The organism is Legionella waltersii (assembly GCF_001468085.1).
Classification (GTDB): domain Bacteria; phylum Pseudomonadota; class Gammaproteobacteria; order Legionellales; family Legionellaceae; genus Legionella; species Legionella waltersii.
In genome coordinates this window covers 294664-307035 of sequence record NZ_LNZB01000051.1, presented here as the reverse complement: position 1 = coordinate 307035, position 12372 = coordinate 294664, and the positions used below count along the sequence as shown (strand labels likewise).

Genomic DNA, 12372 nt, shown 5'->3' with positions numbered 1-12372 from the left:
GGTGGAAGAGGTATTGAATGAAGGGGTTTCTTTGGTAGTTCTTTGATTTTGTGCTATGTTTTATAAGAAAGAATACACAGGAATGTGAACATGAAACCTTTTATTGCGCAAGCTCAATTATATGCCTCTTTCCATCAAAATCCAGTGACACGTTATACTCATTTTGCGGGCGTTCCTTTAATCATTCTCTCCATAATGATCTTGTTAGGGTTTGTTAAAATAGTGATTCCTGGCGTTTTAGCAACAAGCTTAGCATTTTTAGTAACCATCGCTCTGCTTGTCTATTATTTCATGCTGACTTGGGAGTTGGCACTACCATTAACCCCTATTTTGCTGTTTCTATTATGGCTTTCAAGCTGGTTTAGCCATGAAGGTCCAACTAAATTGGGAATCTGGTCTTTTGTTATTACCTTTGTTGTAGGATGGGGTTTGCAATTTTATGGACATTTTATTGAGGGAAAAAAACCCGCCTTTCTGGTCAATATAACGCAAATGCTAATCGCACCACTCTATTTAACTGCTGAATTGTTTTTTATGGCTGGCTATATGTCTGCAATGAAAGAACAGATTTACCAAACCCCAGAAAATGAAGATACGAATGAACCCATTAAGAAGAAAGGATCAAAAATTAACGATTAGGGTCCCTAAACTGAGGCATCATTATTTTATAACAGTGATGAATTTTACTATTCCGTTTAAAATCCACATCGATAGTCTGCTGTGAGATGTCTTGAACGAAATATTTTTCTTGCAAACGCTCATCCAATTTAAATTGACGCAAATTTGTTGAGAAATATAAAACACCGTCGGGATTTAATAACCTCATTGCTGAGTTAATCAGCAACACATGATCTCGTTGAACATCCAAGGTATCTTCCATTCTTTTAGAATTTGAAAAGCTGGGTGGGTCCAAAAAGATAACATCAAAACGATCGCGTGTTACTCTCAGCCACTCTCTGCAATCATACTGGATGAACTGATGCTTTGCTAAATTCAATTGATTTAATTTGAAGTTTTCTTCTGCCCATAGTAAGTAGGTATTGGATAGATCAACATTGGTTGTTAATGCACCAGCCAAAGCAGCATGAACACTTGCACTTGCTGTGTAACAAAAACAATTCAAAAACTTTGTCCCAGGTTCCATTTTTTCAAATTGCAGCCTAATGATACGATGGTCCAAAAACAAACCCGTATCCAAATAATCGTATAGATTAACGAATAACTTGGCCTTTCCTTCAGTTACTACCATTTTTTGACTTGTTTTGCTAAGTCGTTGGTATTGGTCTTTCCCTTTTTGTTGCTTTCGCTGCTTAACAACCAACTTACCAGGATCGATTTGCGTCACCCTTGGAACAACTTGCAATACTTCTATACTTCTTCTCTCTGCAATGTGAGTTGGAACACTGGCTGGTGCAGCATACTCTTGGAGTACAGCATAGTCATTGTATAGGTCAATCGCATAATTATACTCTGGCAAGTCAGCATCATAAATTCGATAACAAGAAATGTTGTTCTTATTAGCCCATTTTTTCAGGTGTTTATAATTTTTTTCCAAACGGTTGAGCAGCATCTGTGCATTTTGGGATAAACTAGCATTTTGAGCGGTCTTTAATTCATTGTTTGAAGACAATGAAAAGCAATACAATTTGCATTCGATAGGCCCATTAAATAAACTGTATTGCTTCTCTGACCGCAATCCTATTCCTTTTGACAACATTGGATTAGAGGTTAGAATTGCAGCCTCCCAACCGCTATAGTAGTCGTGCATAGTAACACCCAGCTGCTGGTACAACGGCAATAGATGAGAGGCATCTCCTAATCGCTCACCGTATGGTGGGTTAGCGATCAGCAACCCTTTGTCCGCTTGTGGCCTACAGTCTTTTATTTCCATGGATGAAAAGTTGACTAAGGGTAAAACTCCGGCCTTTTCAGCATTTGATAGGGCAATGGGAATCATCCTTTTATCCGAATCGGTCCCAACTAATTTAACCTGGATTGGCTTCACTTGTTGTAAGGCTTGAGACCTGATTTTTTCCCAAAGAGATCCTTGATGTTTAGCCCAATATTGTAACGATTGATCCTGACGAATTAAACCAGGGGCAATATGGGCAGCCATCATAGCGGCTTCAATCACTAAAGTACCAGAGCCGCAAAACGGATCGTAAAGGGCATACCCTTTAGAAGCTAACAAAGGCCACTTGGCTCTTAGTAACATTGCTGCAGCCACGTTTTCTTTGAGCGGAGCGTCACCGGCTTTTTTCCTATAGCCTCTTTGATGCAAGCTATAACCAACTAAATCAAAGCTCACTGTTAAAATCTCGTTTTTAAGGTATGCATGAAGTAATATCTGAGGTCTTTCTTTGTCAACCGATGGCCTTGATCCATTTAAACGTCGAAAATGATCCACTATCCCATCTTTTACAATTTGAGCACCAAACATGGTATTTCTTATTTGTTGAGAGGATCCATGAAACTCAATTGCAATCGTTTTTTCATGTGTGAACACGGTCTGCCAATGAAATTGGGTACATAACTGATGAATTTCCTGCTCTTTTGAGGCATGTCCGCTGAAAAGAATAAGCTGAACTCGGTTTGCAAGCCTCGACCATAAACAAATTTGATAGAGGGTAATTAGGCTTGCCTCTCCATACACTCCTTGTGGGCTAACTCGGTTAACAACTAGGCCCAAACCTTTAAGCTCTTCTTCGAGCAAATACTCTAATCCTTTAGGGCAACTAATAAATAATGAATAATTCATTTTATAGTAGACCTTAAATAACGAAATAAGGCTTTACTAGCCCCTGTGTTTTTTTCTTTTTGCACATCGTCCACAGCCTTTTTAATTAATTGCCTTAAGTGCTGATGATCCTCTGGATGATGCGAATTCATGAATTCAGTCAATGCCTCTTTTCCATCGTGAATAAGACGGTCTCGCCATCGCTCTACCTCGTGAAACTCGGCGGTTACAGCGCTATCCTCTTCCAGCATCGAATTATAAGCTGCAATAATAGCCTCATAATCAGCGGAGCGCATTAATTTACCAATGAGTTGCGCTTGTCGTCTTTTAGCGCCGTGACTTTTAATGGATTTGGCATCGAGAATTGCTTTGTGCAATGTTTCTGTTAAAGGCAGGGCGTCTAATTTAGACAAACTGAGTTCAATCAACTGAACGCCTATATCCTGCAAAAAATTGGCTTCTCTTTTCTTTTGAGATTTACTGACTGGTTCATCCATCGTTATACCGTGCTCCCTTATTCAGCTACAGCCAGTTTGATTGATCCTTTCATAATTGGCTCGGTTGGTCGTGAGCGCCAATAAGTATAACCAATTGCTACACAGTTGAAGACTAATATGAATAGTAAAAGAGAATGCAACCAAGTTACAGCAAGTTTAGTGAAAATAGGGATAGTGATGTAAACCCCTAAACATCCTGAAAGACTTAAAATCATTGTTTTCTTTAAAGGTATTTTGTTGTTTTTGAGGAACATTAATGTCGTTAAAGGCTGCTGCACAGCCCCAGCAGTAGTCATGATAGGAAAAGCAACTATAGGAGAAACATTCAACAGAAATAAAACCGCCTGGACCATTACAAACAAGCCAACCCCTACTGATGTTAATGCACCGCAAAGAACCATCGCTAAGAAACCAATCAATAATTTCCAAGAACACAGTTCAGTCAGTTCCCCACCCAGTGGTAATAACTGAAATTGATGCAAAACGAGTAGAACGATGATGACTGAAAATGAAGCCATCATTGACAAGCGAATGGCCTGCTTGCTTAATTGACTTACAATGTGTCCGCCTATTACGCCACCAATGCTCGCGCCCGCGACAAGAGTGAGTAAAGTGGTTAAATCCACCTCGACCAGATGCATGAAGAATAAGGCCTCTATGGCACCAGGTATGACCTGTGCGCCATTATTTACTGCTGGAAGCTCATCATCATTGAAGGTTCCCAGCAGCTTGGTCAATGTCACATTGACAGCAAAGCTACCCACCCCTAGAGTGTCTGCAATGAAGGCAACAATTCCACTAAACATTAACTTGATGTATTCGAAAATGGATAACGTTGGTGAAGGCTGTAGGCGTAACTTCAATACCATTATGCTTACACACAACACGCTTAATATCAGTATGCAATAAGTAATTAACTGCAATGCCATTCTGTTCCTACACTATTAGATCTTAAGTATCCAGATACCTAAATTTGTCCATTCAAAAGGACTGAAGATTATATACTAATTTTAATGTTCCACAAGCAACATTCAGTACAATATCAGTCTATTCCGAGCCAATTAAGCACAACCCGTTCATTGGGAGGCGCATCCTCTTGTGTCGACACCAACTTGATTAAATGCAGACCTAATCACATAAGGGTCCAACTTCATATCATTAGCAGCATGAATCACACCGCAAGCACCATCCTTAAAATCAGAATTGGGTGTCCAATATTTTGTGTTGGCAATTATCATAACCTGATAGGCAGTCTTTATACCTAGATTTTTTGACATTAAATAAAATGCTTTGTTAAATATTCCACTGGCTGTATGAACAATATATCCTTGTTGCTGAAAGGAGGGCACGTTTGCTTTAGCGTAGGCAACTACGTCATCATAACTGATAGCACAATACGCACCATTGCTTTGAGCAAGACTCTTGTCTAAGCAGTCAGCTGAACTTCCATCCGATGAAGGATAATCCATAAACCGTAAAGCCTTTCCAAAGGAATCTCGAACAATTGTTTCGCCAATTCCCCAAGTGACTTCCTTGGATTGCATGTAGGCTTTGCTGTATAACTGCGGTGATTTTTCCAAAAGATAAGCTCGAGAGGTCTGCCCTGCCATGTCAGACATGGATTCATTGATAGCACCTGATTGATCATGATATTCCAGTCCTGAATGCTGTTCTGTGAACCCATGCGTCACTTCATGACCTGCCACATCAAGAGATACGAGAGGATAAAAATCTTCTCCATCGCCAAAGGACATGGATTTTCCATCCCAAAAGGCATTATCAAAACTCTCTCCAAAGTGTACTCGCATAAGAAGTTTCATGGGTGCACCATTAGCCTCTTGGAGCGCATTAAGGCTATACCAATCCTTGTACATGTCAACGATGACCTGACCAAAATAGTAGGCATCATTGCTAGGAGAATAAGCACCATTAATATTTTCTTCGACATTTTTATTGCATGCATATTGGTGTGCGGTCAGAATCTTATTATCCCAGTCCCATTTTGAGCTCAGATTGATAAGTCTGACCTTGGAATTATCCATTATACAAACATCACCCTGCTGGGTTACGTCTAAGGCTGGTAAACCATCTTTTCCATACCAATATTCGTGTACCTTTTCATTCCCCCCAGGGCCGGCATCCGAATAGGTTTTCACGTTATTCCATGCCTGAATCACGGAGCCTGTTTGCGCATCAACAATGATAACAGGCCATATTGGTTTTTGATTTTGTTCCACGCCCTTAAAAGAAACAAGATAAACAAGCTTTAAATCATTTTGTTGACCTGGACGAATCTGTAGCTCAACGGACTCCTCTTGAATATTGATTGCTGAGTTGTCTTTAAAATAATAATTTTTAGCGAACTCTTTCGCCTCGGTTTTACTGATTCCTGGGGTTGTATTGATATGAATTTCATCCAATAAATACCCATTCACCTCTGAGTTAGCATCGTTTGCTATGCCATTTGAACCTTGTTTAGCAATCATGATTTGGGCACCAATGACAGGTATCCCTCGATACATCTGCTGGTATCTCGTTATCAACAAACTGCCTTCTTTGGTTTGATTGATCTGTTGTAATGAATTACTTGTTGCTGCTGCAGAACCCTTTAATAAAAGGCTGTTTTTTGACGATTGCAATAAAGGATATTGCTTTAATTTACTCATCGGAGCCTTGTAAAACTCTACCTCTGAATATGAGAACACACAGGAAGAAGCAAGCAACAGAGAAACACCTAAACATTGTTTGATCATACAATAAACCCCAAAAGCCTGTACTGGGCCAATAATGACACAAATATGGACATTTTGCAACAAATTTGGGAAGGCGGGGCGATTCGATTTGGACAACAATCCCAATAATGAAGCAGCAATAGAAAGACCGTTGACAATCCTAATGACCTACCCCATGATTAACTTTGCCTTTGTTCTGCAGGACTCTACTTGCTGCTTTCTATCAAACTGATAGACACAAAAGTATGGATTGACAGGCCTCGGGTAATTTCAATAACACTCAAAACAAACGAAAGAGGGAATTTCGATGAAAAAATCAAGCTCTGTATGTTCGTTGCTGTTGCTGTCCTTTGTTTCCGCTGCTGCCTTGGCAGGTCCGGTAAATCTAATCGTTGATGTATACTGCCCTTCGACTCAAGGACCAATGGTTCTAACCAATTTTGGTGATTACATTGGGGGCTATGGAATGGAAAATATATTGTCACAGAACAATCCAGTCTATTTTAAATCGATTTCAATTGCTCATGATGTGCCAGCAAACCTAACCACCTACTTCAATGAGTCTGTTAATTACAACAGCACGACTGGACAAGTAACTTGTAACTACATGAGCAATAACCCAACTGAGCCTCGATTTGGGGTAGCCTACTCCCTAACCAATGGAAAAGGTGGAGCCGTTCAATGGCAATCACAAAATAGCATCAATATAACTATTCCAGTTGGTTTGAGGAAGTAATTTCTTATCGTTTTGTCAGCTCCCATAATCAGTAAAAATCGGGGCTGATATTGGGGACGGACCCCGGTGGGGTCCGTCCCTAAGCCTTGCTGGTTTCCTCAAATGTCTCCGAACATTCCTGCCTAAAGAAAGCAGATGATGCAATAACTGGAGTTATCTAAACCTTATACCCACCAGCCAATTCTTGATACAAGCGTACAACCGACAACAACTGCTGCAATTTATCTTGATTTAATTGAATATTGATTTTATCCAACGCGATCTTACTGTTAAGAATGGAAACATAACTCTGAAGACCACTCTTGTAGAGTCGGTAATTTAAAATATACGCTTTTGCCAGATGCTGCTGGGCTTTGATGGTTCGTGCCAATTTATTGGTGTAACGGTCATGATCGGCTAGAGCATTGGTGGTATCTCTTAGAGCCTTTTGCAACACATCCACGTAATGATAATAAGAAACCTTATTCAAACCCTTAGCTTTACCAATTTCACCCAGAGCCGACATTTTAATCAAAGGCATTTTAAAGAGTTGATCATTGAAATACACTTTTTGGCGTGGCCAAGCATAGCGACTATCCCCAGCAGCCTGGCCTCCAATTAAATCCAACTGTATTGTTGGTAATAGCTCGCTTGCTGCTAATCCAATCCCCTCAAATGAAGCGCGCAATTCATTTTCAGCCATTTGCAAATCAGGTCTATTTTTTAAAACGGTTAGTGGAAGGGACCCAGGAATTATTTTGTGATTTTTAAGCCGCAAGAAATGAGCCTCTGTTTTCACTTCACCAGGGTTTTGATTTAATAAATAGCGAACAGCATTTCGGCTAATGACAATATTTCTCTCAGCAACTTCTAGCTCTCCTTGAATCACGCTGGCTTCACTAAATAATTCTTGCTGTTCAATTTCAGAGCTTAGTCCACCTTTATAGACTTTATCCGCTATTTTTGCATAGAGAACTAAATCTTGCTCCAACCTATCTAAAAGTTTCTTTCGTTCAAGCTCAGCTAAATACACAAAATAAGCCGCTGACAGTTGTGAAATAATAGTTAGCTTGAGGGCATCATCTTCTGCTTTTACTTGAGCCAATGTGTATTTAGCCCTTTTGTGCTCCTTCATTTGGTGGAAAAAATTCATGGTGTAATTCGGAATTAGTACCGCCAAAACTCCCGGAAATCCGGTGGCTGGATTGCGGGAATAGCCAGTCACCATGTCTAAAGTAGGAATCCATTGGTATCGTATTTTTTTTAACTCGCCTTCAGCTTCTTCAATATGTCCACGAGACATGTTCAGACTGGTATTATTTTGAACTCCTTGCTCGATCAACCGATTTAATGTTGGGTCATTAAAATCACGCCACCATGCCAAGTACGGGGTTTCTTGGGCATCGATTTGCTGAATATGCTTATCACTAACTGTCCATTGATTTCTAACGGGTGTTTTAGGTGGATTAAAGTGCTTCTCATAGAGACACCCTGTTAATAACCCTGTTAATAAACAAAGTTTAACCAGTTGCTGCATGAATCGCTCCATCATTAAGATCGATTTTTTCATCCGCTAAAACAAATGTTTTTAATTGCTCGATGTCCATTTGCACTTGTTGGAATAATTGATAATAGTTCAGCATATGATAGTGCTTGGTATAGTAAGCAATATAGACCGCTTTAAGTCCAATAAATATCCGGTTAGATAATTCGACAAAGCGATTAAATTCATCCCCGACAGCTCGTGTTGAACTTAGTACAAAATGCATATTATTCATTAACATATTCACTTCAAATAAGCTATCTGTCAATTTAATACAAGTTGTAAACCATGTTGATCGTTTCATTTTACCTTTGTTTAACAAACGAACCAGGGCATACAGATCGTTAATCACCTCACTTTGAGTAATCTGAATAAACCGTTGCATCAGGTTGTAGCGACGGAACCAAAAATACTCAAAGCTTAAAATGATGATGAAGGCGACTATCGTACACAAGGAGTAGTCCGTAATGTAATAAGTGACTGAGAGTGAGGTTTCAGAGCTAAAATACCCACTGCCGATAACAGAGGCATTAACAGTAAATACCGTAGGCACACTGTAAGCTCGCCCCATTAGAAAGTAAGCAAAAAAAACCGTCATTGGAATAATGAGAATTAAACTACGGTAATCTAGATGCCCTACAAACCACAAAATATACCCTGAAAATAGTCCAAGCAACACGCCCAGAAATCGTTGGTAAGTACGAAAGATAGTGGTTCCGATATCAAAACCGGCATAAATCATCATAACAGCAAAGCCAGTCCAACCAGCCCTAGGGTATCTCAGCCATTCTTGAACCGCTATAGTAAAGCAAAACACCGTGCTTATTTGGATGCATCGTAACTCCAAATAGTTAAATGCCTGCCGTCCTAACCATTTGCGCATAAATAATTCCAGCTTAACATTAATCGGTACAAGAGATGCAGCTCATGCGTTTCCCTTAGGGCCAATTGATCACTAGGTGTTAAAACCACAGCCCGTCCCTCTTTACAAGCAATTGCCAATCGCTCCAAATTGTTATGTAATCTTAGAATTTTCTCTTTGGGGATTTGATCTTGAAAGGAGAATAAATAAGACATAGTAAGAACCAATTGATAGGACAATAAGGTTATTCTAAGGATGCTATAGGTTTTAAGGTGTTTGGGGAGCATTTTTGAATAGCGCTCCATGAGAATAATACTAGGAAAAATTGGTATTGTTTTTACCTCGCCCTCAGCTATTTTCTTGCTGAGATTGGTGAGCTCGTTAACGACCTCAATCTTTGCACGCATCCAAATGTCGTAATAATATTTGTTGGGGAAAAAATAGAGTCCTGCAAAAATAACTACCATTGCCATCAATGTTTGCAATGCGTGATTGCATGCAATATAAAAATTGCTATCGGCATCAGTACCATAAATCAAAGAATACGAAGCCAAACTTAACATTAAAGGCACAATGGCCAGCATGCTTTTAATCGAATTAAGCACCAGAAAATAAAGAAACAAGGCGTAAAAGAAGGTAAAAAATAGAAATAATAGTTTGTAGACCGAAAGCACACCAAAAAGAAAAATGGACAGGGTGACTCCCAATAAAGCATAGAGCAAGAATAAGTACTTCTCTTGTAACGTTTTACCAGCAGACTCAACGGTAAAGCAGGTTAAAGGGACATAAAAAAAGTAAAAATAGGGGTTCACTAAATTGGAAAAGAGATTCAATAAAATCATTAAATACAAAATGTACACCGCTTTCAAACCATTGATTCGATGTATCTTGTATTTGTCGTAAGTCTCTAGCTTATTTCTTAGTTGAGATATAAACATACGCACTAGAACCAGGATTTAAGGGATACTTTGGGTCGGGATCCAAAATCTTAATTTGAATCGGAAATCGCTGCGGCAATAATAGCCATTCGTTTTGATTTGAAACTACTTGAATTTGACTTTTCGGAGCAGTAACTTGTCGTTCAGCTGCCCACAAGGAGTTAACCACTATCCCGTGAAATACTTTATCGAAATAGTACATACGTAAAATAATATAGGCCTTGTCTCCTGGTCGAACATAGCGCAAATCAGTCTCATTGAAGTTGGCCTGAATATAATAATTTGAGGTATCAATAAAGGAAAAAACGGGTTTATGTCTTTCTATGGGGGTATTGGGAGAAACATACATATTATCAATGACACCATCACCAGGCGCCCTTACAATGGTCAGATCAAGATTAACCTTGGCATTGTCTTGTTTCGCTTTTAAACTTGCAACGGTATGTTGTTGTTGATCGATTTGAGCTTGCAATACTTCTACTTCTCGCAACAACGAAGCTTTTCTATTGCTCAGAGCGGCAACGTCATAAGAAAGATTTTTTATTTCCAACACAGACACAGCTTCTGCAACACTTTTATTCCTTTTAAGCCTAAGTGCGTATTCTGCTTTTTCCAACTCAGCCTCAGTTGCCTTAATTAAGGCTCTAGTTCTATCTATTTGTTTCTCAAAGACGATGATTTTCTTTAGACCTTCTTGATACTCGGCTTTAGCTTGATCATAGGCGAGTTGATACGGCGCTTTGTAAACCTCAAAAATAGGGGAGTCCTTTTTAACCTGCTGCCCATTTTTTACGTAAATCTTGGTAATAAATCCAGAGACGTCAGCCGCTACTGGGGTTATATTGGTTACAACAAAGGCATTGTCTGTAAAAGGGATTAAATACGAGAAAAAATGAAAAAGACCAATTAGTAAAGCCAAGGAAACAACGATAATTGGCAAATTCAAATGACCTTTCCACTGTTTAAAAAAATGGGGGAGCGTTTTGGTAAAAAATGCGTTTAGTGTATTACCTAACAAATGGAGAGTCTTTTTATAATCCTCATTCACAATGACATGCCTTATTCTGTATCTACTGATTTATTTGAAACGGTCTAATTTCATTTTTCGAAATAATTTTGTTTGGTTATTTGGGGACTCGTACAAGCGGCTTTTTCCATCTGAAGGCAAAAAGCCCCATTTTGATTCCTCTGCCAGGATAGCCTGAGCATCCTTGTAACCATCTTTAATTCTTTTATTGATTATCACTTGACCAAAATTAAAATCCTTCGAAGCCGCTTTAACAATTCGCGAGCTGTAGACTAAATGGACTAAGGTACAATGGTGAGGACTGCCAATTTCTAAGTGCTCTGCATAAGCTTTTTGTTGCTTATCGGTCAACAGCTCTCGGATTTCCATGAATGCATTGCGCAGCTGTTGTCTCTGTAAATAATTGAAAATGGTTCTCTGCGCATGCGTACTGTATGTAATATCCTTCACTCTCTCTTCAATTTCATTCAAGGTTTTCGGAATGAAGGAGGAACCACCAAAACAATCGATCAAAAAGCACAATGTATTTTCAGGTGGGATTGCCTCCAAAATGACCTCGAGAGGAGTGTTGGAATGTACGCCACCATCCCAATAATACTCATCCTCTATTTGGATTGCTGGGAATCCAGGGGGTAATGCAGCACTTGCAAGCACGTGATCGACTTCAATGCGATAATTAATGTTATTAAAATAAATAAGATGTCCACTACTGATTTGCACCGACCCCAAGCTTAGCCTAATCGGACAAGAGTTGAGCAAATCAAAGTCGATGAGATCCAACAAGGTTTTTCTTAACGGGGCCGTATCATAAAAACTAAGGCTGTCTGGGTCACCAACTAAGGGGAGCACTCCTGAGTACCAACGAGGAGTGAAGAACTCTGGCTGACCATAAGTTAATGCCATTGCTGCACATATTTTGTTGTATAAGTCCAGCGTCATGTCCGACTCACCGAGATAATCAAACAAATTACTTGGTGCAACGAGTTCCCAAAACTGCTCTAGTTTTTCAATGCGTTTTTCTGGTAAATTTCCAACGATAATTGCAGCCTGAATTGCTCCAATGGAAGTTGCAGCAATCCAATCTGGTTCATAACCCGCCTCTAATAATCCTTTTACTACACCGAACTGATAGGCCCCAAGGGAGCCACCGCCTTGCATCACATAAGCCACTCTTGGAAATTTACCTTTTTGCTTGGAAGGTGGATTATTAAATCGATCTGCGAAAGGATTGTTTCCTCTAGGTTTGAGCTTTTTATCTGTAGTCATAAAAATCCCTTTTAACGTATTAAACGGACTTGCAGCTCTCCCATCCCCCTGCGAC

The 12372-nt window shown here is 39.5% G+C and carries 11 protein-coding genes; 2 read left to right on the top strand and 9 right to left on the bottom strand.

All coding sequences use genetic code 11. The features are described from left to right. The first annotated feature begins 90 nt into the window (after positions 1 to 90). Positions 91 to 639, top strand: coding sequence for an Mpo1 family 2-hydroxy fatty acid dioxygenase (locus tag Lwal_RS11125; protein WP_058480865.1), 549 nt, complete (start codon positions 91 to 93; stop codon positions 637 to 639). Here Lwal_RS11125 and rlmKL read toward each other — a convergent pair. The 4 genes from rlmKL to Lwal_RS11105 form a co-directional block, all read right to left on the bottom strand. Next, positions 629 to 2758, bottom strand: a complete 2130-nt coding sequence (rlmKL, locus tag Lwal_RS11120) for a bifunctional 23S rRNA (guanine(2069)-N(7))-methyltransferase RlmK/23S rRNA (guanine(2445)-N(2))-methyltransferase RlmL (RefSeq protein WP_058480864.1) — start codon at positions 2756 to 2758, stop codon at positions 629 to 631. The two genes, Lwal_RS11125 and rlmKL, sit on opposite strands and share 11 nt — an antisense overlap. Next, complete coding sequence (gene yjgA, locus Lwal_RS11115; protein WP_058480863.1) at positions 2755 to 3234, bottom strand: ribosome biogenesis factor YjgA; 480 nt, start codon at positions 3232 to 3234, stop codon at positions 2755 to 2757. The genes rlmKL and yjgA overlap by 4 nt, the downstream gene beginning before the upstream one ends. A gap of 17 nt (positions 3235 to 3251) precedes the next feature. Beyond that, positions 3252 to 4163: a sulfite exporter TauE/SafE family protein gene (locus tag Lwal_RS11110; RefSeq protein ID WP_058480862.1), complete on the bottom strand. Its 912-nt coding sequence runs from the start codon at positions 4161 to 4163 to the stop codon at positions 3252 to 3254. Positions 4164 to 4310: 147 nt separating this feature from the next. Further along, positions 4311 to 5987: a M4 family metallopeptidase gene (locus Lwal_RS11105; RefSeq protein WP_058480861.1), complete on the bottom strand. Its 1677-nt coding sequence runs from the start codon at positions 5985 to 5987 to the stop codon at positions 4311 to 4313. A gap of 286 nt (positions 5988 to 6273) precedes the next feature. Here Lwal_RS11105 and Lwal_RS11100 point away from each other — a divergent pair, with 286 nt between their 5' ends. Beyond that, on the top strand, positions 6274 to 6702 hold the full coding sequence (locus tag Lwal_RS11100) for a hypothetical protein (RefSeq protein ID WP_058480860.1): 429 nt from the start codon (positions 6274 to 6276) through the stop codon (positions 6700 to 6702). 157 nt (positions 6703 to 6859) lie between these two features. On the opposite strand, the gene Lwal_RS11095 is transcribed toward Lwal_RS11100, so the two are convergent. The 5 genes from Lwal_RS11095 to Lwal_RS11075 are packed head-to-tail and all read right to left on the bottom strand — an operon-like array spanning position 6860 to position 12317. Continuing rightward, positions 6860 to 8218, bottom strand: coding sequence for a TolC family protein (locus Lwal_RS11095; RefSeq protein WP_058480859.1), 1359 nt, complete (start codon positions 8216 to 8218; stop codon positions 6860 to 6862). Continuing rightward, positions 8202 to 9107 (bottom strand): FUSC family protein, encoded by a 906-nt coding sequence (locus Lwal_RS11090; RefSeq protein WP_058480858.1) that lies wholly within the window; start codon positions 9105 to 9107, stop codon positions 8202 to 8204. The genes Lwal_RS11095 and Lwal_RS11090 overlap by 17 nt, the downstream gene beginning before the upstream one ends. Continuing rightward, positions 9092 to 10024, bottom strand: a complete 933-nt coding sequence (locus tag Lwal_RS11085) for a hypothetical protein (RefSeq protein ID WP_058480857.1) — start codon at positions 10022 to 10024, stop codon at positions 9092 to 9094. The genes Lwal_RS11090 and Lwal_RS11085 overlap by 16 nt, the downstream gene beginning before the upstream one ends. Continuing rightward, a complete protein-coding gene (locus Lwal_RS11080; protein WP_058481007.1) occupies positions 9999 to 11042 on the bottom strand; it encodes an HlyD family secretion protein in 1044 nt (347 codons plus the stop codon). Before Lwal_RS11080 ends, Lwal_RS11085 begins: the two co-directional genes overlap by 26 nt. A 60-nt stretch (positions 11043 to 11102) precedes the next feature. Beyond that, a complete protein-coding gene (locus tag Lwal_RS11075; protein ID WP_058480856.1) occupies positions 11103 to 12317 on the bottom strand; it encodes a patatin-like phospholipase family protein in 1215 nt (404 codons plus the stop codon). Positions 12318 to 12372: the final 55 nt, after the last annotated feature.

Bases quoted from the DNA above. Each gene is read 5' to 3' on its own strand.
- Lwal_RS11125 (WP_058480865.1), top strand. From the start codon at position 91: ATGAAACCTTTTATTGCGCAAGCTCAATTATATGCCTCTTTCCATCAA.
- rlmKL (WP_058480864.1), bottom strand. From the start codon at position 2,758: ATGAATTATTCATTATTTATTAGTTGCCCTAAAGGATTAGAGTATTTG.
- yjgA (WP_058480863.1), bottom strand. From the start codon at position 3,234: ATGGATGAACCAGTCAGTAAATCTCAAAAGAAAAGAGAAGCCAATTTT.
- Lwal_RS11110 (WP_058480862.1), bottom strand. From the start codon at position 4,163: ATGGCATTGCAGTTAATTACTTATTGCATACTGATATTAAGCGTGTTG.
- Lwal_RS11105 (WP_058480861.1), bottom strand. From the start codon at position 5,987: ATGATCAAACAATGTTTAGGTGTTTCTCTGTTGCTTGCTTCTTCCTGT.
- Lwal_RS11100 (WP_058480860.1), top strand. From the start codon at position 6,274: ATGAAAAAATCAAGCTCTGTATGTTCGTTGCTGTTGCTGTCCTTTGTT.
- Lwal_RS11095 (WP_058480859.1), bottom strand. From the start codon at position 8,218: ATGCAGCAACTGGTTAAACTTTGTTTATTAACAGGGTTATTAACAGGG.
- Lwal_RS11090 (WP_058480858.1), bottom strand. From the start codon at position 9,107: ATGCGCAAATGGTTAGGACGGCAGGCATTTAACTATTTGGAGTTACGA.
- Lwal_RS11085 (WP_058480857.1), bottom strand. From the start codon at position 10,024: ATGTTTATATCTCAACTAAGAAATAAGCTAGAGACTTACGACAAATAC.
- Lwal_RS11075 (WP_058480856.1), bottom strand. From the start codon at position 12,317: ATGACTACAGATAAAAAGCTCAAACCTAGAGGAAACAATCCTTTCGCA.